This window comes from Comamonas sp. w2-DMI, assembly GCF_040187735.1.
In the GTDB taxonomy this organism is placed as follows: Bacteria; Pseudomonadota; Gammaproteobacteria; order Burkholderiales; family Burkholderiaceae_C; genus Comamonas; species Comamonas terrae.
In genome coordinates this window covers 24,520-49,614 of the sequence record NZ_JBANEL010000001.1, presented here as the reverse complement: position 1 = coordinate 49,614, position 25,095 = coordinate 24,520, and the positions used below count along the sequence as shown (strand labels likewise).

The 25,095-nt window shown below is 66.8% G+C and carries 18 protein-coding genes; 2 read left to right on the top strand and 16 right to left on the bottom strand.

Annotation, left to right across the window (positions count from 1 at the left end; all coding sequences use genetic code 11):
- Nucleotides 1-5: 5 nt before the first annotated feature.
- The 3 genes from V8Z74_RS00210 to V8Z74_RS00200 form a co-directional block, all read right to left on the bottom strand.
- Nucleotides 6-5,957 (bottom strand): excinuclease ABC subunit UvrA, encoded by a 5,952-nt coding sequence (locus V8Z74_RS00210; RefSeq protein WP_349707332.1) that lies wholly within the window; start codon nt 5,955-5,957, stop codon nt 6-8.
- Between the two features lie 407 nt (nt 5,958-6,364).
- Nucleotides 6,365-7,378 carry a porin gene (locus V8Z74_RS00205; protein WP_066479717.1) on the bottom strand — a complete coding sequence of 338 codons (1,014 nt, stop codon included), beginning with the start codon at nt 7,376-7,378 and terminating at the stop codon, nt 6,365-6,367.
- Between the two features lie 261 nt (nt 7,379-7,639).
- Nucleotides 7,640-9,322, bottom strand: a complete 1,683-nt coding sequence (locus V8Z74_RS00200; protein ID WP_066479720.1) for an MFS transporter — start codon at nt 9,320-9,322, stop codon at nt 7,640-7,642.
- Between the two features lie 302 nt (nt 9,323-9,624).
- Here V8Z74_RS00200 and V8Z74_RS00195 point away from each other — a divergent pair, with 302 nt between their 5' ends.
- Both V8Z74_RS00195 and V8Z74_RS00190 read left to right on the top strand, forming a co-directional pair.
- Nucleotides 9,625-9,933 (top strand): DUF485 domain-containing protein, encoded by a 309-nt coding sequence (locus V8Z74_RS00195; protein WP_349707330.1) that lies wholly within the window; start codon nt 9,625-9,627, stop codon nt 9,931-9,933.
- The gene (locus tag V8Z74_RS00190) at nt 9,930-11,660 is read left to right on the top strand and encodes a cation acetate symporter (RefSeq protein ID WP_066479724.1); all 1,731 of its coding nucleotides are present in this window, start codon (nt 9,930-9,932) and stop codon (nt 11,658-11,660) included. Before V8Z74_RS00195 ends, V8Z74_RS00190 begins: the two co-directional genes overlap by 4 nt.
- 283 nt (nt 11,661-11,943) lie before the next feature.
- On the opposite strand, the gene V8Z74_RS00185 is transcribed toward V8Z74_RS00190, so the two are convergent.
- From V8Z74_RS00185 to V8Z74_RS00125, 13 genes are all read right to left on the bottom strand, one after another.
- Complete coding sequence (locus V8Z74_RS00185) at nt 11,944-12,606, bottom strand: 3'-5' exonuclease (RefSeq protein ID WP_349707329.1); 663 nt, start codon at nt 12,604-12,606, stop codon at nt 11,944-11,946.
- Entirely contained in the window at nt 12,603-14,435 is a 1,833-nt protein-coding gene (locus V8Z74_RS00180; protein WP_349707327.1) for a putative nucleotidyltransferase substrate binding domain-containing protein, read from the bottom strand. The genes V8Z74_RS00185 and V8Z74_RS00180 overlap by 4 nt, the downstream gene beginning before the upstream one ends.
- A gap of 170 nt (nt 14,436-14,605) precedes the next feature.
- Nucleotides 14,606-15,379, bottom strand: a complete 774-nt coding sequence (locus V8Z74_RS00175) for an SDR family oxidoreductase (protein ID WP_066479736.1) — start codon at nt 15,377-15,379, stop codon at nt 14,606-14,608.
- A gap of 140 nt (nt 15,380-15,519) precedes the next feature.
- Nucleotides 15,520-16,155: a 2-hydroxychromene-2-carboxylate isomerase gene (locus V8Z74_RS00170; RefSeq protein WP_349707326.1), complete on the bottom strand. Its 636-nt coding sequence runs from the start codon at nt 16,153-16,155 to the stop codon at nt 15,520-15,522.
- Between the two features lie 17 nt (nt 16,156-16,172).
- Nucleotides 16,173-16,466, bottom strand: a complete 294-nt coding sequence (locus V8Z74_RS00165) for a DUF1289 domain-containing protein (RefSeq protein WP_349707324.1) — start codon at nt 16,464-16,466, stop codon at nt 16,173-16,175.
- On the bottom strand, nt 16,463-16,957 hold the full coding sequence (locus V8Z74_RS00160) for a YbaK/EbsC family protein (RefSeq protein WP_349707322.1): 495 nt from the start codon (nt 16,955-16,957) through the stop codon (nt 16,463-16,465). Before V8Z74_RS00160 ends, V8Z74_RS00165 begins: the two co-directional genes overlap by 4 nt.
- A 37-nt stretch (nt 16,958-16,994) precedes the next feature.
- Entirely contained in the window at nt 16,995-17,540 is a 546-nt protein-coding gene (locus tag V8Z74_RS00155) for a DUF2799 domain-containing protein (protein ID WP_349707321.1), read from the bottom strand.
- Between the two features lie 56 nt (nt 17,541-17,596).
- Nucleotides 17,597-18,517 carry a hydroxymethylglutaryl-CoA lyase gene (locus V8Z74_RS00150; RefSeq protein WP_349707320.1) on the bottom strand — a complete coding sequence of 307 codons (921 nt, stop codon included), beginning with the start codon at nt 18,515-18,517 and terminating at the stop codon, nt 17,597-17,599.
- A 161-nt stretch (nt 18,518-18,678) separates the two neighbouring features.
- On the bottom strand, nt 18,679-19,602 hold the full coding sequence (locus tag V8Z74_RS00145; RefSeq protein ID WP_349707319.1) for a 2-hydroxyacid dehydrogenase: 924 nt from the start codon (nt 19,600-19,602) through the stop codon (nt 18,679-18,681).
- Nucleotides 19,603-19,778: 176 nt separating this feature from the next.
- Nucleotides 19,779-21,806, bottom strand: a complete 2,028-nt coding sequence (locus V8Z74_RS00140) for an acetyl/propionyl/methylcrotonyl-CoA carboxylase subunit alpha (protein ID WP_349707318.1) — start codon at nt 21,804-21,806, stop codon at nt 19,779-19,781.
- Between the two features lie 61 nt (nt 21,807-21,867).
- Entirely contained in the window at nt 21,868-22,611 is a 744-nt protein-coding gene (locus V8Z74_RS00135; protein ID WP_349707316.1) for a DUF4126 domain-containing protein, read from the bottom strand.
- Between the two features lie 24 nt (nt 22,612-22,635).
- Nucleotides 22,636-23,427: an enoyl-CoA hydratase/isomerase family protein gene (locus V8Z74_RS00130; RefSeq protein WP_066479761.1), complete on the bottom strand. Its 792-nt coding sequence runs from the start codon at nt 23,425-23,427 to the stop codon at nt 22,636-22,638.
- A 23-nt stretch (nt 23,428-23,450) separates the two neighbouring features.
- Nucleotides 23,451-25,058 (bottom strand): carboxyl transferase domain-containing protein, encoded by a 1,608-nt coding sequence (locus tag V8Z74_RS00125; protein WP_349707315.1) that lies wholly within the window; start codon nt 25,056-25,058, stop codon nt 23,451-23,453.
- Nucleotides 25,059-25,095: the final 37 nt, after the last annotated feature.

Genomic DNA, 25,095 nt, shown 5'->3' with positions numbered 1-25,095 from the left:
GCGCCTCAGGTGCGCGCCAGCACGGGCGCCAGCGCCTTGCCGGTATGCGTGGCAGCGCGGACCAGGTCCTCGGGCGTGCCGGCCGCGACGATGCGGCCGCCGTCCCGGCCGCCCTCGGGGCCCAGGTCGATGATCCAGTCGGCCTCGGCGATCACGTCGAGATCGTGCTCGATCACGATCACGCTGTGGCCGGCATGGACCAGGCGGTGCAGCACGCGGATCAGCTTGTCCACGTCGGCCATGTGCAGGCCCACCGTAGGCTCGTCGAGCACGTACAGCGTGTGCGGCGCCTTCTGGCCGCGCCGGGTCACGTCGTCGCGCACCTTGGTCAGCTCGGTCACCAGCTTGATGCGCTGGGCCTCGCCGCCCGAGAGCGTGGGCGAAGGCTGGCCCAGCGTGAGATAGCCCAGGCCCACGTCCTTCAAGAGCTGCAGCGGGTGGGCGATGCTGGGCATGGAGGCAAAGAACTCCACGGCTTCGTCCACCTCCATCTGCAGCACGTCGCCGATGCTCTTGCCGCGCCAGGTCACTGCCAGGGTCTCGGGATTGAAGCGCGCGCCGTGGCAGACCTCGCAAGGCACTTTCACATCCGGCAGAAAGCTCATCTCGATGGTGCGCATGCCCTGGCCTTCGCAGGCCGGGCAGCGGCCTTCGCCGGTGTTGAACGAGAAGCGCCCGGCCGCATAGCCGCGCGCCTTGGCCTCCAGCGTCTCGGCGAAGAGCTTGCGGATGGTGTCCCAGAAACCGATGTAGGTGGCCGGGCAGGAGCGCGGCGTCTTGCCGATCGGGGTCTGGTCCACCTCGAGCACGCGGTCCACGGTCTCGAAGCCCTGCAGGCCCTTGCAGCCCACCAGCGGCGGCGCCTTGCCGGCATCCATCGCGTCGCGCCCGGCCTTGGTGGCGCGCTGGCCCACCCAGGCCGCCACATTGGCCAGCAGCACGTCGCGCGCCAGGGTGGACTTGCCCGAGCCCGAGACGCCCGTCACCGCCACCAGCCGCTCCAGCGGCACGCGCGCATCCACGTTCTGCAGGTTGTGCATATGGGCGCCGAGCACGCTCAGCCACTTGAGCCCAGAGGATTCCGGCGCCGCTTCAACTTCCGTAGCAGCTGGCGCCTTCTTCTTGCGGGTCTTGGAGCCCTTCATCTCCGCAACAACCTCCTGCTCTTCGGCAGCCGCTTCCGTTTTCGGAGCAGCCTCCGTCGCTGCCGGCGGCTCGCCTTCGCCCACCCAGCGGCGCGGCTGGAACGGATGGCGCATGGCATGCAGCAGATAGCGGCCCGTGACCGAATCCCCGGCCGCCATGATGTCGGCCGCCGTGCCCTGGGCCACCAGGCGGCCGCCGCGTATGCCGGCGCTGGGGCCGATGTCGATGATGTGGTCGGCGCGACGTATGGTGTCCTCGTCGTGCTCCACGACGACCAGCGTATTGCCCTTGTCGCCGAGCTTGTGCAGGGCGTTGAGCAGGATCTGGTTGTCGCGCGCATGCAGGCCGATGGTGGGTTCGTCCAGCACGTAGCAGACACCTTGCAGATTGCTGCCCAGCTGGGCCGCCAGGCGGATGCGCTGGGCTTCGCCGCCGGAGAGCGTGGGCGCGCCGCGGTCCAGCGTGAGATAACCCAGGCCCACTTCCTCGAGGAATTCAAGACGGCTCTGGATTTCGGGAATCAGGTCGCGCGCGATATCGCTTTCACGGCCCGACAGCGCCAGCGCCTGCACCCAGCGGCGCACGTCGGACACGGACAGCCGGGCAATGTCGGTAATGCCCGTGCCGTGGAACTTCACCGCGCGCGCCGTGGGGTTCAGGCGCGTGCCGTGGCAGGTCGGGCATTCGACCTCTGCCAGGTCTTCCACCTCCTGGCCCTCGAACTTCACCTCGCGGCCGCGGTTGTCGTCGGCCAGCAGCGTGTCGTCATAGACCTTGCGCTGGTCCTTGGTCAGCTTCACGCCCGTGCCCACGCAGTCGGGGCACCAGCCGTGCTTGCTGTTGTACGAGAACAGGCGCGGGTCCAGCTCGGCATAGCTGGTGGCGCAGACCGGGCAGGCGCGCTGCGTGGAAAACACCTGCAGATTGCCTATGCCCGCCGTGCTTTGCCCGCCCTGCATGGCCTCGGCCAGGTTCTCCAGGCCTGAGAGCACATGCAGCACGCCCTTACCGATCTCCAGCGCCTGGCGCAGGTGGGCGCGCACCTCGCCCTCGTTGGCGGCCGTCACCGTCACGCTGGCCACGGGCAGCTCGATGGTGTGCTCCTTGAAACGGTCGATGCGCGGAAAGCCCGTGGTCGGCAGGAACTCGCCGTCCACGCGCAGATGCGTGTAGCCGCGCGGTCGCGCCCAGTCGGCGAGCTCGGTATAGACGCCCTTGCGGTTGACCACCAGGGGACTCAGCAGGCCTATGGTCTGGCCGCGGAAGTTCGTCATCAGCTGGGCGGCGATGCTTTCCTCGGTCTGGGGCTGGACCACGGCATCGTCATGGATGCAATGCTGCACGCCCAGCTTCACGTAGAGCAGGCGCAAGAAGTGCCAGACCTCGGTGGTCGTGCCCACGGTGGACTTGCGCCCGCCGCGCGACAGGCGCTGCTCGATGGCCACGGTGGGCGGGATGCCGTAGACCGCGTCCACCTCGGGCCGCCCCGCGGGCTGCACGATGGAGCGTGCGTAGGCATTGAGCGATTCAAGGTAGCGGCGCTGGCCTTCGTTGAACAGGATGTCGAAAGCCAGCGTGGACTTGCCCGAACCCGACACGCCGGTGACCACGTTGAACTTGCCGCGCGGCACATCCACGCTCATGCTCTTGAGGTTGTGTTCCTTGGCGTTGACGATCTCGATCGCATTCTTGGCCGGCGGCACCTGGCTGGCCCTGGCTTTGCGCTCGGGCTTGTAGAGCATGGGCGCCACTTCGCGCACGGCCTCGCCGCCCACGCCCATGGCCAGGTCGTACTCGCGCAGCGCCTGGGCCGTGTGCGAGCCGGGGACGTGGCGCACATCCTCTGGCGTGCCTTCGGCCACGACCAGGCCGCCGCCGTCGCCGCCTTCGGGGCCCAGGTCGATCAGCCAGTCGCTGGCGCGGATCACGTCGAGGTTGTGCTCGATCACGATCAGCGAATGGCCGGCCTCCAGAAGCTTCCTCAGCGCGCGCATGAGCTTGGCGATGTCCTCGAAGTGCAGGCCCGTGGTCGGCTCGTCGAACAGGAACAGCGTGCCCTTTTTGGCCAGCGACTGCTTGCTCTTGGACTGCGTCTTGGCCGCTTCGGCCAGAAAACCTGCGAGCTTGAGGCGCTGCGCCTCGCCGCCGCTGAGCGTGGGCACGGGCTGGCCCAGCTTCACGTATTCCAGGCCCACGTCGACAATCGGCTGCAGCGCGCGGATCACGTCTCTATCCTGGGAGAAGAGAAGAGCCGCCTCGGCCACGGTGAGCTCCAGGACATCGGCCACGTTCAAGGCCCGGTCGCCGCGCTCTATCGTGATCTCGAGGATTTCGGGCCGGTAGCGCGAGCCGTTGCAGTCCGGGCAGCGCAGGTACACGTCCGAAAGGAACTGCATCTCCACATGCTCGAAGCCCGAGCCGCCGCAGGTGGGGCAGCGGCCGTCGCCGCTGTTGAAGCTGAACTTGGCGGCCGTGTAACCGCGCTGGCGCGACAGCGGCGCCACCGCGAACAGCTCGCGGATCGCATCCCAGGCGCCCACATAGCTCACGGGATTGGAGCGCGCCGTCTTGCCGATGGGCGACTGGTCCACGAACATCACGTCGGCCAGATGGTCGGCGCCCAGCAGGCGGTCGAATGCGCCCGCCGATTCGGTGGGCTTGCCGAAGTGGCGCATCAGCGCCGGCACCAGCACATCCTGGATCAGCGTGGACTTGCCCGAGCCCGACACGCCGGTGATGGTCACCAGGCGCTGCAGCGGGAACTCCACGCTGATGCCCTGCAGATTGTGTTCGCGCGCGCCTTCAAGGATCAGGCGCGGCGTGGATTCGGTCACCATGCGCTTGAAGCCGAAGCCCACCTGCTTGCGTCCGCCCAGGTAGGCGCCGGTCAGCGTGTCCGCCTGGCGCAGCTCCTCGGGCGTGCCGTCGAACACGATCTGGCCGCCGCGCGCACCGGGGCCCGGCCCCATGTCGATCATGCGGTCGGCCGCGAACATCACGGCCGGGTCGTGCTCCACCACCACCAGGGTGTTGCCCGCGTCGCGCAGGCGCTGCATGGCCTCGGTGATGCGCTCCATGTCGCGCGGGTGCAGGCCGATGGAAGGCTCGTCGAGCACGAACAGCGTGTTGACCAGCGAGGTTCCAAGGGCCGTGGTCAGGTTGATGCGCTGCACCTCGCCGCCCGAGAGCGTGCGGCTTTGCCGGTCCAGCGTGAGGTAGCCGATGCCCACGTCGCACAGGTACTGCACGCGCGTCATGATTTCCTCGTGCAGCATGCGTAGCGCCTGTGCATCGCCATCGCTCCTGTCGGCCGCGGTGCCGGGCGCCAGCTGCGCGAAGAAATCGCGCAAGCGTGTGATCGGCAGGCGCATCAGGTCGTGCAGGCACAGGCCCGGCAGGCTGTCGAGCTGCTCGCGGCTCCAGCCCGTGCCCCGGGGCATGAAGCGCTGGTAGCGGCCTTCGGCGCCCTCGCCATGGGTGGACAGCACGCTGTCCGCCGCCTGCTTGCTGCCGATGCGCCACAGCAGGCTCTCGGTCTTGAGGCGCGCGCCGCCGCAGGTCGGGCATTCGGTATAGCTGCGGTACTTGGACAGCAGCACCCGGATATGCATTTTGTAGGCCTTGCTCTCCAGGTATTCGAAGAAGCGCCGTATGCCGTACCAGGTCTGGTTCCACTTGCCGTTCCAGTTCGGCGAGCCTTCGATGACCCAGTCCTTCTGCGCCTGGGTCAGCTTGGCCCAGGCCGTGTCGCGCGGAATGCCTTCGGCCTCGGCATGGCGCATCAGGTCGTCCTGGATCTCCTTCCAGGCCGGCGTCTGAACGGGCTTGATGGCGCCGGTGCGCAGCGTGAGCTTGTCGTTGGGAATCACCAGTCCCCAGTCCACGCCGATCACACGTCCGAAGCCGCGGCAGGCCTCGCAGGCGCCCACGGCCGAGTTGAACGAGAACATGGACGGAATCGGCTCGTGATAGGACAGATTGCTCTCGGGGCAATGCAGGCCTTGCGAGAATTTCCACAGCTCTGGCTCGGCCGCATCTGCCTCACCGCTTTCCGGCAGCACGTAAACCGTCAACCTGCCGCTGCCACGCTTGAGCCCGACTTCGATGGCCTCCATGGCCCGTGCGCGCTCTGCCTTGCCGAGACGGAAACGGTCGGCCACCACGTCGAGCACCTTGATCTTCTCGGGCGCCGCCTTGGCCTTCTTCGCACCCTTGGCGGGCACTTCGCCGGCCCGCTGCGCACGCTCGACTTCGCGCTCGGCCTGCACCTTGGTGAAGCCGCTGGCCGACAGCCATTGTTCCACTTCGGCGGGCGACGTGTTGGCCGGCAGCTCGACCGGGAAGGTGATGGCAATGCGCGGATCGCCCGCCGCCGCGCAGCGCCGGGCCAGCTCGGCGTAGATGGTCTCGGGCGTGTCGTGGCGCACCAGCTGGGCCGTCTCGCGGTCGAACAGCTGGGTGGCGCGCGCGAACAGCAGCTTGAGATGGTCGTTGAGCTCGGTCATCGTGCCCACCGTGGAGCGCGAATTGCGCACCGGATTTGTCTGGTCGATGGCGATCGCGGGCGGCACGCCTTCGACCTTGTCCACGGCCGGCTTGTCCATGCGGTCCAGGAACTGGCGCGCATAGGCCGAGAAGGTCTCGACGTAGCGGCGCTGGCCTTCGGCATACAGCGTGTCGAACACCAGGCTGGATTTGCCCGAACCGCTGGGCCCGGTCACCACCGTGAGCTCGCCGGTGCGGATGTCGATATCCAGATTGCGGAGATTGTGCTGGCGTGCACCACGGATGCGAATCAGGCCCTGCGTCATAGTGTTTGGTCTTCAGTAGAGGCCAAACATTCTAGGCAGTCTTGCCAAGCACCCTGCGTGCGCATGTGCATTCCGCTGCGGCCGCATATTCCCGGCAGGCAAATGCGCCCCCCGGCAGAGCCCTCCGGATTCCAGAGTACCCGCGGCTTTGAAAACCGCCACCGGATTATGTCCGGCAGCACATGCATTGAGGCATGGCAACAGGACCACATATAAAGCCGCTGCCGGCCTTGGAAGAGCTGCGCGGAAACCCGGGATTTTCTTTCGCAAGACATTGCCCTGCCACTTTCAACAGCCTTGCCTCGCAAGAAAAAAGCCCCGCGCCTTGCGGCACGGGGCTGGAACTTGGAGTAATGCCTGCATTATCAGCTGCAGGTGCTGCAGGCACCGCTTGCGCGGTGCACCAGTTAGAAGGCGTGGCGAACACCCACGGCGAAGGAGCTGAAGTCGGCGCCCTTCACTGCGGAACCATAGGAAGCATTGCTGCTGTTGTTCACACGGGTGTAGTAACCGTACACCTTGGTGCGCTTGCTCAGGTTGTAGTTGTAGCCCACGGTGTACTGGGTAGCGGCAGAGCTGGACAGATTGCTCCAGCTGTTGGCACGGCCGGCATTCAGGTGGAACTCGGAGGCGCCCAGAGTGTACATGCCGGACAAGCGGAAGTTGTTGCGCGAGCCCAGGAGGTTTTCGTCGTTACGCTGGTAGTAACCACCCACCGTGAACTGGCCGAAAGTGTACAGGCCACGCACCGATGCTTGCCAGTTGCCATCCCAACGGCTATAGCCTGCGCCCAAGTGCACGGGACCCGTGTTGTAGTTGGCGGCCAGGTCGTAGCCATTCTTGTTGTTGGTGCCCAGAGCCTTTTCATGCAAGGAAACGGAGCCCTCAGCCCAGAAGCCGCCCATGGAAGGAGTGCGATAGGCAATCTTGTTGGCGGTACCGACACCGCCCGCACCACCTTGGCCACCTGTAGAGACACCCATCCAGTTGGGATCCTGATACAGCGCGTCGCTGGAAGAGCCCGTGTCGTGGTTGTGCATGCTGACATAGTCAGCGGATGCAAAGTAAGACTCAGGGAAGAAGTTGCCCAGACGCACCATACCGAAGTTGCCCGACAGGTTCACTTCGCTTTGACGCTTGAAGGTCAAGCCGGTCGCCGAGCCGGTACCCATGCCGTTGTCAGAATTGAAACCAGACTCCAGCACGAAGCCAGCCTTCAGGCCGCCGCCCAGGTCTTCCGTACCCCGGAAGCCAAAACGCGATGCATTGTTGTACAAGCCGGTCACGGAATTGTCGCCGATCTTCTGGCGCTCAACGGTCGTGTTGATACGGCCATACAGCGTCACGCTGCTCTGAGCCATTGCGGTGGTGGCGCCCATCACGGCCAGTGCGGCCAGAGCGATGCGAGTCATCTTGGTCATTCAGTGCTCCTGATATTGAAATATGTGTTTTGCACCGCGTTGGCTGGTGGCATGCGCCCCCTAGCGGCTAGGCGCAATTCTAGGTTCGCACCCGTAAGAAAAAGTGACGCGCATCGCCAAAAAATCGCACTCTGATGCATTGCCGCCACACAATTGACATATTTCCAGCGCGAAAACCATAAAAAAGCCTGCGCCAGCCGGAACTGCGCAGGCCTTTTCCCTTTTGCTGGCTTGCCCCTCGGCAAAGCCATCACGGACGCATCAATCTGCGGCGTAAATATCGCGGTCCTTGGTTTCGGGCACGAACAGAATGCCGATCACGGCGGTCATGCCCGCGATGATGATCGGATACCAGAGACCGTTATACATATTGCCGGTCTGGGCCACGATGGCGAACGACATGGTGGGCAGCAGGCCGCCGAACCAGCCGTTGCCGATGTGGTAGGGCAGGCTCATGGAGGTGTAGCGGATGCGCGTGGGGAAAAGCTCCACCAGCATGGCCGCGATCGGGCCGTAGACCATGGTCACCAGCAGCACCAGATAGGTCAGGATCACGATCATCATGACCTTGTTCATCTTGGCGGGGTCGGCCTTGGTCGGGTAGCCGTCCTTGGCCAGCTCTTCGGCCACGCTCTTCTTGAAGGCGCTGTCCTTGGCCTTGGCATCCTCGGGGCTCAGGCCCTTGAGCGAGAACGCGGGGATCTCGGTGGAGCCGATGCGCACGGTGGCCGTGGTGCCCGCGGGAGCCTCCTCGGTGTCATAGCTCACGGAGCCCGCCGCCAGCACCTGCTTGGCCACGTCGCAGGAACTCGTGAACTTGCTAGTGCCCGTGGGGTTGAACTGGAACGAGCATTCCTTGGGATCGGCGACGATCACCACCTTGTTGCGGGCCTGGGCTGCAGCCAGGTCGGGGTTGGCGGCTTCGGTCAGCGCCTTGAACGCGGGGAAATAGGTCACCACGGCCAGGATGCAGCCCAGCATGATGATGGGCTTGCGTCCGATGCGGTCGGACAGCGAGCCGAAGACCACGAAGAACGGCGTGGCAATCAGCAAGGCCGCGGCAATCATCAGGTTGGCCGTCACGGCATCGACCTTGAGCTGCTGCGTCAGGAAGAACAGCGAATAGAACTGGCCGCTGTACCAGACCACTGCCTGGCCGGCGGTCAGGCCCAGCAGGGCCAGGATCACGATCTTGAGATTCTTCCACTGGCCGAAAGATTCCTTGAGCGGAGCCTTGGAGACCTTGCCCTCGGCCTTCATCTTCTGGAAGGCCGGCGACTCGGACAGCTGCATGCGGATCCACACCGACACGCCCAACAGCACGATGGAAACCAGGAAGGGAATGCGCCAGCCCCAGTCGGAGAAGGTCTCCTCGCCCATGGTGGTGCGCACGCCCAGGATCACCAGCAGCGACAGGAACAGGCCCAGCGTGGCCGTGGTCTGGATCCACGAGGTGTAGGCACCGCGCTTGCCATGCGGCGCATGCTCGGCCACATAGGTGGCCGCGCCGCCGTACTCGCCGCCCAGTGCCAGCCCCTGCAGCATGCGCAGCGCGATCAGGATGACCGGCGCGGCCACGCCGATGCTGGCGTAGTTGGGCAGGATGCCCACGATGAACGTGGACATGCCCATGATCAGGATGGTCACCAGGAAGGTGTACTTGCGCCCGATCATGTCGCCGAGGCGTCCGAACACCAGGGCGCCGAAGGGACGCACGATGAAGCCCGCGGCAAAGGCCAGCAGCGCGAAGATGAAGGCAGAGCCCGCATCCAGGCCGCTGAAGAACTGCTTGGCAATGATGGCTGCCAGCGAGCCATAGAGGTAGAAGTCGTACCACTCGAACACGGTACCGAGCGACGAGGCAAAGATCACCTTGCGCTCTTCGGGACTCATGGGCCGCGGAGCCGGTTTGGACCCCGCGCCTAGCGAAGCGTTGACAGCCATGTTTGTCTCCTTGATAGGTGTAATAGGACAGGCCCCTGGCGCCAGCCTGCCGGTTCACTATCGATGCGGTAGCTGACGCCGTTCTGACACGCGTCTTACAAAAATTGACACCAGCCTGAACGGATTCTTACGAACTCAGCAGCAACCCTGAGGCCTTCTTTTCCGATGTGAAAACCACCGTGCAAACCCTTGGAAAACGGTCTGCGGCACGTAAGCACGCGGTCAGAAGCGCTTCGCAGAATCCGCCGCGTTTGCTGGTGCCAAAGCGGCGCCAAGCCGGCATTCCAACCAAGGAGACAAACATGACCGACCCGATGGTAGAGAAGATACAGAGCCATCCCAAATACCGGGAGCTGCGCGCCAAGCGCAACCGCCTGGGCCTGTGGCTGACGGTGCTGATGCTCGTCGTCTATTACGGCTATGTCGCGCTGATCGCGTTCGACAAGCAGTTCCTGGCGCAGCCCATAGGCACCGGCGTGACTTCGCTGGGCATTCCCATCGCCATGGGCGTGATCGTGTTCACGGTGCTGATCACCGGCTTCTATGTGCGCCGCGCCAATGGCGAATTCGACAAGCTCACCCAGGACATCTTGAAGGACGCCACGCAATGAACAAGCATCTGCAACACACGCTGGCTGGCGCGCTGGCCCTGGGCACGGCGGGCGCGGCCCTGGCCGCCGGCGGCGACGTGGGAGAGACCGCCAAGCAGGCCACCAACTGGACGGCCATCATCCTGTTCGTGGCCTTCGTGGCCGCCACGCTGTGGATCACCAAGTGGGCCGCAGCCAAGACTCGCTCGGCCGCCGATTTCTACACCGCGGGCGGCGGCATCACGGGCTTCCAGAACGGCCTGGCGATCGCGGGCGACTACATGTCGGCCGCCTCCTTCCTGGGCATCTCGGCATCGGTCATGGCCAACGGCTACGACGGCCTGATCTACTCCATCGGCTTCCTCGTGGGCTGGCCCATCCTGACCTTTCTGCTGGCCGAGCGGCTGCGCAACCTGGGCAAGTTCACCTTTGCCGATGTGGCCGGCTACCGCTTCGCCCAGACGCCGTTCCGCGCCTTCGCGGCCAGCGGCACGCTGGTGGTCGTGGCCTTCTACCTGATTGCGCAGATGGTGGGTGCCGGCCAGCTGATCAAGCTGCTGTTCGGCCTGGACTATTGGGTCGCCGTGGTGCTGGTCGGCGCGCTGATGATGATCTACGTGCTGTTCGGCGGCATGACGGCCACCACCTGGGTGCAGATCATCAAGGCCGTGATGCTGCTGGCCGGCGTGAGCTTCATGGGCTTCATGATCATGGCCAGGTACGGCTTCAGCTTCGAGGCCCTGTTCGCCGACGGCGTGCGCGTGCGCACCGAGATCGCCTCCAGCAGCGGCAAGTCGCCCGAGGAAGCGGCCAAGCTGGGCCTGGCCATCATGGGCCCGGGCGGCTTCATCAAGGACCCGATCTCGGCCATCAGCTTCGGCATGGCGCTGATGTTCGGCACGCTGGGCCTGCCCCACATCCTGATGCGCTTCTTCACCGTGCCCGACGCCAAGGAGGCGCGCAAGAGCGTGTTCTGGGCCACCACCTGGATCGGCTACTTCTACATCCTGATCTTCATCATCGGCTTCGGCGCCATCACCATGGTGCTGACCAATCCCGATATGGCCGACACGGCCAAGGGCGTGATCAAGGGCGGCGCCGGCACGGCCAACATGGCGGCCGTGCTGGTGGCCAAGAGCGTGGGCGGCGACGTGTTCTACGGCTTCATATCGGCCGTGGCCTTCGCCACCATCCTGGCCGTGGTCGCGGGCCTGACCCTGTCCGGCGCCTCGGCCGTCTCGCACGACCTGTACGCCACCGTGTTCAAGAAGGGCAAGGCCGACAGCGCTTCCGAGCTCAAGGTCTCGCGCATCACCACGGTCTGCCTGGGCATCGTGGCCGTGCTGCTGGGCATCGTGTTCGAGAAGCAGAACATCGCCTTCATGGTGTCGCTGGCCTTCGCGGTCGCGGCTTCGGCCAACTTCCCGCCGCTGCTGCTGTCGGTGCTGTGGAAGGACTGCACGACCCGCGGCGCCGTGGTCGGCGGCTTCCTGGGCCTGATCTCCTCGGTGGGCCTGACCATCGTCTCGCCCTCGGTCTGGGAAGCCACGCTGGGCAATCCCGCAGGCTCCTCCTGGTTCCCCTACACCTCGCCGGCCCTGTTCTCCATGGCCATCGGCTTTGCGGGCGTGTGGCTGTTCTCGGTGCTCGACAAGAGCGGCCAGGCGGCCAGGGAGCGCGCGGCCTTCCCCGCGCAGCAGGTGCGCTCGGAAACCGGCCTGGGTGCCTCGGGCGCGTCGGGACACTGATTTCCCTACCCTGCCCGGCGGCATGCTGCCGGACTCATCCCTCGAAGGAGCGTGCAAACGCTCCTTTTTTCATACCTATTTCTTTGAGCCCAAAGCGACCCCGAGGCCATGCTCTTGCGGATGGCTGGCACTCATCTCACTTCAGAGTGCCGGGCCGAGACCCGGCGCGGCCGGCGAGGCCTCTGCCGCATGCAATGCACACCAGAATACTCCTAGGCAAGGCCTCGGCTTCATTGAAATTTCGATGCAATACCGCTCCCATCAAGCGCCTGTAGCTATCAATTCAGGATGAAATGCCCAGCAGCCTGCGCAGCTTGATGAAGGCCAGCCCGGCCATGACCGCGTCGTTGAGCGCGTCGTGCGCATCGCGCAGCGGCAGCTGAAGATCGCGCATCATGGTGTCGAAGCGCAGGTCGATGCCGGCATTGTCATGCTGCTGGTAAGGCGGCAACTGGCGGAACTTGTAGTCGTGGTACAGGGCCGAGACTTCGACGGCTGGCTGCGGCAGCGGCATGCCCAGCAGCGGGCGGGCGATGCGGTTGAGCATGGCCAGGTCGAATTCGAGGTAATAGCCCACCAGCGGCCGGCTGCCGGCAAAGTGCAGCAGGCGGCGCACGGCCTCCTGGGCCGGCAGGCCCCGGGCCAGGTCGCGTTCGCGCAGGCGGTGAATGCGCACGCTCTCGGGCGATACGCCGCGTTCGGGCTGTACCAGCAGCTCCAGCCGCTCGCTGGTCAGCAGCCGCTCGCCTACGATGCGCACCGCGCCTATGGAGACGATCTCGTCGCGGCGCCGGTCCAGACCCGTGGTCTCGCAGTCCAGCGCCACCCATTCACGGGGCGGCGGCTCATCGAACAGGAAAGCGAATTGCGGATCGGCCAGGCGCCGTCGCTGCCGGCCAAGCCGCCAGCGCGCCAGGCTCCCGAGGAATCCGGCGGGCGGGTTCATGGCACCAGGTCCAGCCGCAGGCGCTGGTGCAGCAGCACCTTGAAGCGCTTGACCACGGACAACGCATCCTTGAGCAGGTCGCGCTCCAGGCTGCTCAGCCGCGCGGGGTCCACATTGCCCGTGACGGTGCGCCCCAGCTCCAGCTCGGCCAGTCCCGCGCCCAGCCGCAGCCCCATCAGAAAATGCAGGCCTTCGAGCAGTTCCCCGCCCAGCCCGGCATCCAGCACACCCTGGGCCTGCAGGGCGGCAATGCGCTCGGCCGTGCCGGTTTCGGCAATGCGGTGCTGCAGCGCCAGGCTGCGCACCCCGTGCACGATGGGAAAGATGCCGGCCTTCTTGAGGTTGACGGCGCGTGCCTCGTCGCCCAGGCCCAGCAGGCGGTTCCACCAGCCGGCGGCACTGCCGAAGGCGTCGATGTCCGCGGCAAAACGGGCCAGGTGCCCGTCGTTGTCCGCGGCCAGTGCCAGCAGCTGCTGGCGCACGGCCTCCAGAAGCGCGGCATCGCCGGCCACGGCATGGGCGTCCATGAAGATGGCCAGGCGCATCAGATCGCCCTCGCGCGGCAGCAGCAGCCATTCGCGCACGCGCCGGCCGAATTCGGCGGCAGCGCCGCGCCACTGCGGATTGCTGAGCATGATGCCGCCCGGGCACTCGGGATAGCCGAAACGCTCCAGCACGGCGGAAAAGCGCTCACAGATCACACCCAGGTCCGCAGGCGGCATATAGCCGTCGCGCAGCAGCAGGCCGTTGTCCTGGTCGGTCTTGAGCAACTGCTCGCCGCGCCCTTCGCTGCCCATGACGAACAGGCAGCTGTTGGCCACCAGTTCGGCCGGCGCCAGCATCTGCCAGGCGCGCTCGAACAGGCGCGCATTGAGCTGCTGCACCAGCCTGGCCATCAGCCCCATGCGCATGCCGCTGCGGTGCAGCGCCGCCACCAGCCGCGTGACCTGGGCCGCGGCCTGCTCCAGTGCCGCCAAATCCCGGGCCTGCTCGATCTGCACGGTGATCAGGTGCGAATGGTTGGCAAGAAAGCTGAACAGGTCCAGCGCCTCCAGGATGCCCCGCACCTGTCCCGCCTCGTCGAGCACCACGAGCCGGTGCACGCGCGCGCGCAGCAGCAGCACCATGGCATCGCCGAGCTGGTCGCCGGCGCGCACCGTGACCACGGGATGGCTGGCAAACTCGCCCACGGCCAGGCGGTCCAGCGGCCGGCCGTCGAGAATGGCGCGCTGCAGCGTGGTGCTCGTGAAGATGCCCAGCTCTCCCCCATCCTTGTCCGCCAGCCCCGACACCAGCACGCTGGTCGTGCGCTCGGCATGGAACAGGCGCGTCACCGAAACAACGTCCGTGCCGGCATCCACCACATGGGCGGGGCGCAGATAGGCCTGGTCCACGCGCGCCAGCGTCAGCGACTGCAGCTCGTGCCGGCCGGCGCGCTGGGCCAGCGTGCCGAGCTTGTGGCCCAGGTCGGAAAACAGCAGTGCGCCGAAAGCCGTGTTGCGCGCGATCAGCGCATTGACGGTGTCATGCGCCAGTTGGTAGGCCACGAGCTCTTCGGCCACCACGAAGCGGCTGCTGACGCGCCCGGCCACCAGGCCGCGCCCGTCGAAGCAGTCATCTGGTCCGTAGGTGGCCAGCACCTCCTCGCCCTCGAGCTGCGTGACATGGCCCTTGATGATGACGAACAGATGCGCGGGACGGTCGCCCACATCGAGCACCACGGCCCCTTCGGGGAAGTAGGCGATATCGACGCTGGCGCGCACCAGCGCCTGTTCGCCGGGGTCCAGGCAGTCGAAGGGCGAGGCCGAGAAATTGAAGGCATTGGGCATGGCTGTGCAGGGCTTGGCATCCGCTATGCCTTCAGTGTGCCCGCAATGCCTTATGGATCGATTGCGCGAAACTTGCGCCCCCACCCCGCATGGGCGCAAGGCCCGCAACCGCGGCCGCAGGGGTGCCCGCCTTCCAAGAAGATTTCCGCGGGCGGCTCAGGAAGAAGCCGTCACCGTCCCCAGGCGCAGCCGCCGTCCACCACCAGCGTGGAGCCGACCACGTAGTCGCCGGCGCGCGAGGCCAGGAAAATGGCCGCGCCGGCCATGTCCTCGGGCGTGCCGATGCGGCCCAGCGGCACGCGTGCCGCGGTCTCCTCGGCATGGTCGCGCGCGCTCTTGTTCATCTCGGAGGCAAAAGGACCGGGGGCGATGGCGCTGACCACGATGCGCTCGGGCGCCAGGCGCAGCGCCAGGCGCTTGGTCAGATGGATCAGGCCGGCCTTGCTGGCCGCATAGGAATAGGTTTCCCAGGGATTGACCGAAATGCCGTCGATCGAGGCGATGTGGATCACCTTGGCCAGATGCTCGCCCGCCGCAGCCTTGCGCAGCATGGGCGTGAGCGCCTGGGTCAGGAAGAACGGCGACTTCATGTTCAGGTCGACCACCTTGTCCCAGCCGCTTTCCGGGAACTCGTCATAGGGTGCCCCCCAGGCCGCGCCCGCGTTGTTGACAAGGATGTCGAGCTGGCTTTCATGCCGGGCATAGGCCTCGACCAGCGCCTTCACGCCGTCCAGCGTGGACACATCGGCCGGCAGCGAGATGCAATGGCCCAGGGCCGACAGCTCGCGCGCCGTTTCGTCGCAGGCCTCGGCCTTGCGCGCCGAGATATAGACGCGTGCGCCCTGGCGCAGAAAGCCTTCGGCAATCATGCGGCCGATGCCGCGCGAGCCGCCGGTGACAAGGGCCGCGCGGCCCTTGAGCGAAAACAGTTGCTGGGTATCCATGGTGGTGCAGTCTCCTGAAATCTACTGCGCCAGCTTATGCAATTGCCTTGAAAGCCACGGTCACCAAGGCGCCAAGGGCGCAGGGCCTACGCCCAAGGCTGCACAACCCTTCGGGCAAGCCAGGGTTATGTGAACACGCCCTAACCCAGCCCGGACTCCACGCCCGCGCAGGCCTCCCATTGCCGCTCAAACCAGGCATCGCCCTGCAGATAGGCGCGCAGCATGGGCAGGCCGTCCAGGCCCCAGAACACATGTCCGTCCACCTCCCAGGCCGGCACGCCGAACACGCCGGCCTGCGCAGCCTGCTGCGTGTTGCTGCGCAGCCATTGCTTGACCGTTTCCTCGTCGGCCTGGCTGTTCAGCTGCCCCGCCAGCCCGTGCCGCAAGGCATCGAGGCGCCCGGACTCCAGCGCATCCTGCCCGCCCTCCCAGACATGGCGGAACACGGTTTCGGCGACAAAGCGGTTGACGGCTCCATCCTGGCCGTGGGCGAGCGCCAGGCGCAGCAGCGGCAGCGGCTTGAACGGATGCCGCGCCGGCATCTGCAGCGGCACGCCATGGGCGTGGCCCAGCCAGCTCACATGGCGGTAGGTCCAGGCCCGCTTGGCCGGGATGCCGGCCGGCCCCGGATTGGCATTCTGCTGCAGCAGCGCGCCCAGCAACACCGGGCGATATTCGGCGTGATAGCTCAGCCCCTGCAGCACCTCGGGCATCCGGGCAAAGGCCAGCCACGCATAGGGAGAGACAAAGTCCAGATAGCAAATGAGATGCTTCATGCCTTCCTCCGGATTCATCAGGCCGAGCGTGGATCGTTCAGACCCGCTCGTTGCAGCAGTCTGCCCCAGATCTGCAGGCGCTCGGCCGCATCGGCTTTGGACCAGGCGCGGATCTCGTCGATCGTGCGAAAGCAGCCCTGGCAATGGCTGCGGTCCTCGGTCATGCGGCAGACGTTGATGCAGGGCGATGCCACCGGCTCCCCGGCATCCGCTCCGACCAAGGCCGCCCGGGCCTTCCAGGCCAGCTGCTTGCGCTGCTGGGCCTGCTGTTCGGGTGCCAGCACCTCGCTGCTGTTGGCTACGCTGCTCATGCGGCCACCACGTCCGACCAGGGTGCCCCGGTCAGTTCCTGCAGCTGCCGCGGCGTCGCAGGGAACACGCCATGCGGATGGCCGGCGGCCGCCCACACGGTGTCGAAGCGCTGCAGCTCCTGGTCCATCAGCGTGACCGGCTTTGCCGCGTGCGCCACGGGGCTGACGCCGCCGATGGAAAAGCCGGTGCTGGCCTTCACGAAGTCCGCATCCGCGCGGCCGATCGGTCCTACCAGCTGGGCCACCTTCTTTTCGTCCACGCGCCTGTCGCCCGAAGTCACGACCAGCACGGCCGCGCCGTCGCTTCGGCGCCTGAAGATGATGCTCTTGGCCACCTGGCCCACGAGAATGCCCAGCTGCTCGGCCGCCTCCTGGGCCGTACGCGCCGCGCCGTCCAGCATCCGCGGCAGATGGGGGTGCTGCGCCTGCTGCAGGAATGCAGCCACGCGCTGCACGCCCTCAGGCAAGGTATGAAGTTCCGAACCGCACATAAACCAAATTTCCTGTTTCCTGTCTTGATGCCGGCGCTCAGCGCAGCCGGGCCTGCAACTGGCGCAGCTCCTGCTGCATGTCGCGCAGATCGGCCTGCAGAAAGGCCATGCGGCTGGCGCTGGCACCGGCCCGCTCGGCCCGGATTTCCTTTTTCTTGTCGTCTATTTTCCTCTCCAGCTCGGAGATGGCCTGCCGGGCCTCTATGCGGTCGCGCACCGGCGTGTAGCCGTCGAGGAAGGCGCCTTCGAGAGCCGGCGGGCAGTAGCCGGGCTGGAAGCGCCCGCCCTGCTCGGCAAAGGTCTTGCCGTTCTCCGGCGTGCAGAACGTGCGCAGTCCCTGCATCCAGCCGCGCTGGTAGGCGCGCAGATCCACGGCCACGCCCTGCTTGCGGCAGCTGCGCTCATGCGATAGTGCCCGGCTGCGCAAGTCCTTCTTGCCGTCCATGGCATCGAGCTGGCCCAGGTACTGCCAGTCGGTATCGCGGCACTCGTCGGCGTCCATGCCGGCGCACGCCGAGAGCAGCACGGCGGCCGCCAGCGCGGCGGCGCGGCCCGGGGAAAGGAAAAAAGCGTTGGGTGACATGGGCCGGCATATTAGCGCCAAGCCCGGCCGCCGCCAGCGAAGGCCGGGTCTGCAGATCAGCCCGCGCGCCTGGCCATCAGGGCCCTGGCCACGCGCGACTGCGTGGGCCGGCCCAGGTGCTCGCTGATGTACTGGCCCGCGTCGATCAGCTTTTCCAGATGGATGCCGGTGTCTATGCCCAGGCCCTGCAGCAGGTAAACCACGTCCTCCGTGGCCACGTTGCCGGTGGCGCCCTTCGCATACGGACAGCCGCCCAGGCCCGCGACCGAGGACTGGAAGTTCCACACGCCCAGCTGCAGTGCCGCCAGCGTGTTGGACAGGGCCTGGCCGTAGGTGTCGTGGAAGTGGCCCGAGATCTCGTCGACGCCGAAATGGCGCAGCGTGGCCTCGATGGCGCGCTGCACCTTGAGCGGCGTGCCCACGCCGATGGTGTCGGCCACGTCCACGCGCTGCACGCCGATGCCCTTCATCAGCCCGGCCAGGTAGTCGACCCGCTCGGGGGCGATCTCGCCCTCGTAGGGGCAGCCCACGGTGCAGCTCATGGCGCCGCGCACCTGGATGCCGGCCGCGCGCGCGGCCTCCACCACGGGTGCAAAGCGCTCGATGCTCTCGGCGATGGAGCAGTTGATATTCCTCTGGCTGAAGGCCTCGCTGGCCGCGCCGAAGACCACGATCTCGTCGGGCCAGCACTCGCGGGGCGCGGCCACGGCGGCCTCGAAGCCCTTCATGTTGGGCGTCAGCACCGAGTAGCGCACCCCGCTCTTGCGGGCGATGCCGGCCATGACCTCGGTGTTGTCGGCCATCTGCGGCACCCACTTGGGCGAGACGAAGCTGGTGACCTCGATCTCCTTGAGACCGGCATCCTGCAGGCGCTGCACCAGTTCGATCTTGACCGATGCCGGCACCGGCTGCTTCTCGTTCTGCAGCCCGTCGCGCGGGCCCACGTCGACGATCTTCACGCGTGCGGGGTAATCCATTCCATCTCTCCTATCGTTTCTATTCCCTCACCTATGAACAGGCACCTCCCAAGAAGAGGACGCCCGGCAAGGGCCTGGGCGGCCCCGCCGCCCCGCAGCGTTGGTCTCGTCCCCCTTCCGCAGAGAAAGGGGCAAGCCGCGTGGCGGCTCAGGGGGAACCGTCAGTATCCACGCCCCAGGTCCACCCGCCCTGTCACCGACTCGCCACGGCTGAGCGCCGCCACCTTGCCGACGATCTGCGCAATGCTGTCTCGGGCCAGGGTCCGCGCCGAGGTATGGGGCGTGAGGATGATTTTTGCCTGCGTCCAGAACGGATGCCCGGCCGGCAGCGGCTCCTCGCGGAACACGTCCAGCATGGCGCCGCTCACATGGCCGGATTCGATCTGGGCGATGAGATCGGCATCCACCACATGGCCGCCGCGCCCCACGTTGATCACATAGGCGCCCGGCTGCAGCAGGCCCAGCGTGCGCGCGTTGATGATGTTCTCGGTCTCGGCATGCAGGGGCAGCAGGTTCACGAGAATGCGCGTGGACGCCAGGAAGTCGTCGAGCTGCTCCATGCCGCTAAAGCAAGTCACGCCGTCCAGCTCGCGCGGCGAGCGGCTCCAGCCGTTGACCGTGAAGTCGAACACCGTGAGCGCCTGCGCCACGCGCGCGCCCATCTTGCCCAGGCCCATGACGCCCACCGGATACTCGGCGCGCCGGGGATTGCGCTGGTGCTGCCACACGCCCCGGGCCATGTCGGCCTCGTAGGCATCCAGCCCGCGAAAGAAGCGGATCACGGCCTGGCATACATACTCGGCCATCTGCACGGACATGCCGGCATCCTCGAGCCGGTAGACCGGCAGCGCGGCGGGAATCGTCAGCGGCAGCAGCGCGTCCACGCCCGCACCGATGTTGAACATGGCCTTGAGCCCGGCCGCCTGCTCGTCGATGAACTGCTGGGGCGGCGCCCACACCAGGGCGTAGTCCGCCTGGGGCGCACCGGGTTCCCAGATGCTCACCTCGGCACCGGGCAGGGTTTCGCGCAAGCCTTTGAGCCAGGGGTCTGGCCACGTGTCGTCACAGCAAAAAGTGATTTTCATAAGGCCGAGTTTAAGAGCGTCCCGTGGATTGCCGCCGCGCCGCGGCCGATGCAATCGGCACTGCAGCACTATCGAAAATGAAGCTGCCAGCGCTTTACAGGCAATGATCCCGGCACACATTCATGCCAGAACCGGCCAGCTTCCAGCGCAAGCTGCTCCTTTTCTGGATAACTGTTTTACGCGGCCACCTCGATGCGCAGCAGCTCGGCGCCCTCGGCCACCTGGTCGCCGGGGCCGTAGAGCAGCTCCAGCACCACGCCGTCGCCAGGCGCGGCAATCGTGTGCTCCATCTTCATGGCTTCCATCACGGCCAGGGGCTGGCCCTTGCTCACGGCGTCGCCGGCCTTGACGGCAAACGACACCACCTTGCCCGGCATGGGCGCCGTCAGGCGGCCGCCTTCATGGCCGGTGTCGCCCGCATGGGCCAGCTGGTCCACCTCGGTGATCTGGGCGCTGCCCGCCTCGGTGAAAACCGACAGCACATGGCCCTGGGCATGCACCACGGCCACGGTGCGGCGGCCGTCCAGATTCAGCTCCAGCCGGCCGTCGGGCAGGGCCCGCCACTGCAGCGCGATCTGGCTGCGCGCCGCGCCTTCGCCGATCACCAGTTCGTCCGCATCGCCCGCGCGGCCGTAGGCCAGGGTGGCGCTCAAGTCCTCGCCGCGGTAGGTCCAGGCGTAGCTGCGCACATAGCGGCCCGCCACGCGCCAGCCGTCGCGGCGGCTGAAGGGGTCGGCGCCCTGCTGCGCCAGTTCCTGCTGCAGGCCATGGGCCAGGGCGGCGGCCACGGCCACATCGCGGCCCACCGTGTCCCGGCCGAACAGCGCATCGCGCTCGCGCTCGATCAGCGCGGTGTCGAGCAAGGCATTGGAAAAGGCCTGGCTCTTCACCACCTGGCGCAGGAACTGCACATTGGTGGCCAGGCCCACGATATGGGTCTGGGCCAGCGCCGCGTCCAGCCGCGCCAGCGCCTGGGCGCGGTCATCGCCGCGCACGATGAGCTTGGCGATCATGGAGTCGTAGAACGGGCTGATCGCATCGCCCTCGCGCACGCCGTCGTCCACGCGCACGGTGCCGATCTCGAAGCTCGCGCACTGCGGCTTGCGGTACACGGCCAGCGTGCCGGTGGCGGGCAGGAAGTTGTTCTCGGGGTTCTCGGCGCAGATACGTGCCTCGATGGCATGGCCCTGAATCCGGAGTTCGGACTGCTGCTTTGGCAAAGGCTGGCCGCTGGCCACCAGCAGCTGCCACTGCACCAGGTCCTCGCCCGTGATGGCCTCGGTCACCGGGTGTTCCACCTGCAGGCGGGTGTTCATTTCCATGAAATAGAACTTCATGGCCTCGGGCTGGTCGTAGCCGCCGGGCTGCTCGACGATGAATTCCACCGTGCCCGCGCCCACATAGCCCACGGCCTGGGCCGCGGCCACGGCCGCCTCGCCCATCTTCTGGCGCAGCAGGGGCGTCATGCCGGGCGCGGGCGCTTCCTCCAGCACCTTCTGGTGGCGGCGCTGCACCGAGCAGTCGCGCTCGAACAGGTAGACCACGTTGCCCTGCGTGTCGCCGAACACCTGGATCTCGATGTGGCGCGGGCGCAGCACGTATTTCTCGATCAGCACCGCGTCGTTGCCGAAGCTGTTGATGGCCTCGCGCTTGCACGACTCCAGCGCGGCGGCGAAGTCCTCGCTCTTTTCCACTAGGCGCATGCCCTTGCCGCCGCCGCCCGCGCTGGCCTTGATGAGCACTGGGTAGCCGATGCGGTCGGCCTCGCGCTGCAGCAGCGCAGGATTCTGGTCGGCACCGTGGTAGCCGGGCACCAGGGGCACGCCGGCCTTTTCCATGAGCTGCTTGGACTCGGCCTTCAGGCCCATGGCGCGGATGGCCGAGGCGGGCGGGCCGATGAAGACCAGGCCGGCCGCGGCGCAGGCGTTGGCGAAGTCCTCGTTCTCCGACAGGAAGCCGTAGCCCGGGTGGATGGCCTCGGCGTCCGTGGCCCGGGCCGCCTCCAGGATGCGCTCCCAGCGCAGGTAGCTGTCCTTGGGCGCGCTGCCGCCGATATGCACGGCCTCGTCGCAGGCCGCCACATGCTTGGCCCGGGCATCGGCATCCGAGTAAACGGCCACGGTCTTCACGCCCATGCGGCGCGCCGTCGCGGCCACGCGGCAGGCGATTTCACCGCGGTTTGCGATCAGGATTTTCTTGAACATATCGTCTCCAGGAATTTCGATTCTTTCAGCCTGCCAGTGCATGTGCACAAAGCGCTGGCAGCTATGTTTTTTGCAATGACCCCATGCCACCGCGCAGCCGGCGCAGCGCGGCCTTGAGAAAGCGCCACAGCGCCCAGATCACCAGCCACATCGCCAGCACCACCACGAGCAGCGCGGCCGCGAACACCAGCGGATTGGCCAGCGCCAGCCAGATGGCGCCCAGCGAGACCGTGTCCTCGGCCAGGCTGGCGCCCACATTCGAGAACGGCTCGGGCGAGGTGTTGATGAGCGCGCGCGTCGTGGTCTTGGCCGCCTGGCTGGTGGCGGCCAGCGTGCCGCCCATCAGGGCCGCGGCCAGGGCCATGGTGCTGTTGTCGGCCCCGAAGACGGCCGCCGCCAGCGCTGCGCCCGCGGGAATGCGCAGCACGCTCTGGAACAGGTCCCACACCGAATCCACCACGGGAATCTTGTCCGCGAAGAACTCCACGAACAGCAGGCCGCCGCTGACGACCAGCACCAGCGGGTGCGCGAGCACATGCAGACTGCCCGGCAAGGGCATGACGCCGGCGAGGCCCAGCATGCCGACCACGAACACCACGGCATACAGGCGCAGGCCGCTGGCCCAGCCCAGGGCCGCCGCCAACGCCAGCAAGGCGCCCATGTCCATCTGGCCCGCCGCATGCCCCAGCCTGCCGGCGGCATCGCCCAGGCTGTCCGCAGCCTGGCCTACGGACCGGGCCGTATCCGGGTCCACATGCAGGCCGATGGTGTGCAGCCAGCGAATGAAGGCTTGCCAGAGGTCCATTCCAGTGCCTTGAATTCCGGGTTCTCAGCCTGGCAGCCAGTTCGGCTTGCGCTTGTTCAGGAAGGCCTGCACGCCTTCCTTGCCTTCGCTGCTGGCGCGGATGTCGGCAATGCCTTCCACCGTCGCGGCGATCAGCTGCTCGTTGATCTCGCGCTCGGCCACATCGATCACCAGGCGCTTGCAGGCACGCACGGCCTCGGGTCCGGCGGCGAGCAGGTTCTTGAGCCAGCCGTCCACCACCGCGTCGAGCTGGCCGGCTTCCACCACCTCATGCACCAAGCCCGTGCGATGGGCCTCGGCCGCCGAGAAGCGCTCGCCCGTCAGGAAGTAGCGGTGCGAGGCACGCGGGCCCATGGCGCGGATCACATAGGGGCTGATGGTGGCGGGGATCAGGCCGATCTTCACCTCCGACAAGCAAAAGCCCGCGGTGTCGGCCGCCACGGCCATGTCGCAGCAGGCCACCAGGCCCATGCCGCCCGCATAGACATCGCCCTGCACGCGTGCGATGGTGGGCTTGGGGCACTCGTAGATGGTGCGCAGCATCTCGGCCAGCAGGCCGGCATCGTCGCGGTTCTCGTCGCGCGAATACTCGGCCATGCGGCGCATCCAGTTGAGGTTGGCGCCCGCGCAGAAGGCCGGCCCTTCGGCCGCCAGCACCACGGCACGCACATCGGGCCGCTCGCCGGCCGCGGCAAAGGCCGCCGTGATCTCGGCGATCACCTCGTCGCTGAAGGCATTGCGGATCTCGGGCTGCGTCAGCGTGATGCGGGCCACGCCGCCGTCCACCTTCAAAGTCAGGGCCGTGAAATTCGTCATTGCTGCTCTCCCTGTGTGTTGCCTTACATGCGGAACACGCCGAAACGCGTGTCCTCGATCGGTGCATTGCGCGATGCGGACAGGCCCAGCGCCAGCACGCGGCGCGTGTCGGCCGGGTCGATGACGCCATCGTCCCACAGCCGGGCCGTGGCGTAATAGGGATGGCCCTGGTCCTCGTACTGCTGGCGGATCGGCGCCTTGAAGGCCTCCTCTTCCGACGCCGACCACTGGCCGCCCCGGGCCTCGATGCCGTCGCGCTTGACGGTGGCCAGCACGCTGGCCGCCTGCTCGCCGCCCATCACGGAGATGCGCGCGTTGGGCCACATCCAGAGGAAACGCGGCGAGTAGGCACGGCCGCACATGCCGTAGTTGCCGGCGCCGAAGCTGCCGCCGATGATGACGGTGAACTTCGGAACGCTCGCGGTGGCCACGGCCGTGACCAGCTTGGCGCCATGGCGGGCGATGCCTTCGTTCTCGTACTTGCGTCCCACCATGAAGCCCGTGATGTTCTGCAGGAACACCAGCGGCACCTTGCGCTGGCAGCACAGCTCGATGAAGTGCGCGCCCTTGACGGCCGATTCGGAAAACAGGATGCCGTTGTTGGCGATGATGCCGACCTGCATGCCCTCGATGCGCGCAAAGCCGCAGACCAGGGTGCTGCCGAAGCGGGCCTTGAATTCGTCGAAGCGGCTGCCGTCCACGATGCGCGCGATGATTTCGCGCACGTCGAAGGGCTTGCGCGTGTCCACGGGAATCACGCCATACAGTTCGCGGCTATCGAAAAGAGGTTCTTGCGGCGCAGCATCGGCCTCGTTCCTCGCCTTGCTGCGGTTCAGGTTGGCCACCGATTGGCGGGCCAGCGCGATCGCATGCAGATCGTTCTCGGCCAGGTGGTCGGCCACGCCCGACAGGCGCGTGTGCACGTCGCCGCCGCCCAGATCCTCGGCGCTCACCACCTCGCCCGTGGCGGCCTTGACCAGCGGCGGGCCGCCCAGGAAGATGGTGCCCTGGTTCCTGACGATGATGGACTCGTCGCTCATGGCCGGCACATAGGCGCCGCCGGCCGTGCACGAGCCCATGACCACGGCGATCTGGGCAATGCCCTGGGCGCTCATGTTGGCCTGGTTGTAGAAGATGCGGCCGAAGTGCTCGCGGTCCGGGAAGACCTCGTCCTGGTTGGGCAGGTTGGCGCCGCCGGAGTCCACGAGGTAGATGCACGGCAGGCGGTTCTGCGCGGCGATCTCCTGGGCGCGCAGATGCTTTTTCACCGTCATCGGGTAATAGGTGCCGCCCTTCACCGTGGCATCGTTGCACACGATCATGCAGTCCACGCCGCTGACCCGGCCGATGCCCGCGATCACGCCGGCGCCCGGGGCGTCGTTGCCGTACATGTTGTAGGCGGCCAGCGGCGACAGCTCCAGGAAGGGCGTGCCCGGGTCAAGCAGGCGCTGCACGCGCTCGCGCGGCAGCAGCTTGCCGCGCGCCACATGCTTGGCGCGCGCCGATTCGCTGCCGCCCAGCGCCATCTCGTCGCAGCGCGCGCGCAGGTCGTCGACCAGCGCCTGCATGGCCGCGGCGTTGGCCAGGAAGTCCGCCGAACGCGGATTCAGTTGTGTCTCCAGAATGCTCATTGCTTGCCTCTAAAAAATGAATACCCCCTGAGCCGCT

Bases quoted from the DNA above. Each gene is read 5' to 3' on its own strand.
- V8Z74_RS00190 (WP_066479724.1), top strand. From the start codon at position 9,930: ATGAACAAGCATCTGCAACACACGCTGGCTGGCGCGCTGGCCCTGGGC.
- V8Z74_RS00185 (WP_349707329.1), bottom strand. From the start codon at position 12,606: ATGAACCCGCCCGCCGGATTCCTCGGGAGCCTGGCGCGCTGGCGGCTT.
- V8Z74_RS00140 (WP_349707318.1), bottom strand. From the start codon at position 21,806: ATGTTCAAGAAAATCCTGATCGCAAACCGCGGTGAAATCGCCTGCCGC.
- V8Z74_RS00210 (WP_349707332.1), bottom strand. From the start codon at position 5,957: ATGACGCAGGGCCTGATTCGCATCCGTGGTGCACGCCAGCACAATCTC.
- V8Z74_RS00130 (WP_066479761.1), bottom strand. From the start codon at position 23,427: ATGACGAATTTCACGGCCCTGACTTTGAAGGTGGACGGCGGCGTGGCC.
- V8Z74_RS00175 (WP_066479736.1), bottom strand. From the start codon at position 15,379: ATGGATACCCAGCAACTGTTTTCGCTCAAGGGCCGCGCGGCCCTTGTC.
- V8Z74_RS00135 (WP_349707316.1), bottom strand. From the start codon at position 22,611: ATGGACCTCTGGCAAGCCTTCATTCGCTGGCTGCACACCATCGGCCTG.
- V8Z74_RS00160 (WP_349707322.1), bottom strand. From the start codon at position 16,957: ATGTGCGGTTCGGAACTTCATACCTTGCCTGAGGGCGTGCAGCGCGTG.
- V8Z74_RS00165 (WP_349707324.1), bottom strand. From the start codon at position 16,466: ATGAGCAGCGTAGCCAACAGCAGCGAGGTGCTGGCACCCGAACAGCAG.
- V8Z74_RS00145 (WP_349707319.1), bottom strand. From the start codon at position 19,602: ATGAAAATCACTTTTTGCTGTGACGACACGTGGCCAGACCCCTGGCTC.
- V8Z74_RS00125 (WP_349707315.1), bottom strand. From the start codon at position 25,058: ATGAGCATTCTGGAGACACAACTGAATCCGCGTTCGGCGGACTTCCTG.
- V8Z74_RS00200 (WP_066479720.1), bottom strand. From the start codon at position 9,322: ATGGCTGTCAACGCTTCGCTAGGCGCGGGGTCCAAACCGGCTCCGCGG.
- V8Z74_RS00150 (WP_349707320.1), bottom strand. From the start codon at position 18,517: ATGGATTACCCCGCACGCGTGAAGATCGTCGACGTGGGCCCGCGCGAC.
- V8Z74_RS00180 (WP_349707327.1), bottom strand. From the start codon at position 14,435: ATGCCCAATGCCTTCAATTTCTCGGCCTCGCCCTTCGACTGCCTGGAC.
- V8Z74_RS00195 (WP_349707330.1), top strand. From the start codon at position 9,625: ATGACCGACCCGATGGTAGAGAAGATACAGAGCCATCCCAAATACCGG.
- V8Z74_RS00170 (WP_349707326.1), bottom strand. From the start codon at position 16,155: ATGAAGCATCTCATTTGCTATCTGGACTTTGTCTCTCCCTATGCGTGG.
- V8Z74_RS00155 (WP_349707321.1), bottom strand. From the start codon at position 17,540: ATGTCACCCAACGCTTTTTTCCTTTCCCCGGGCCGCGCCGCCGCGCTG.
- V8Z74_RS00205 (WP_066479717.1), bottom strand. From the start codon at position 7,378: ATGACCAAGATGACTCGCATCGCTCTGGCCGCACTGGCCGTGATGGGC.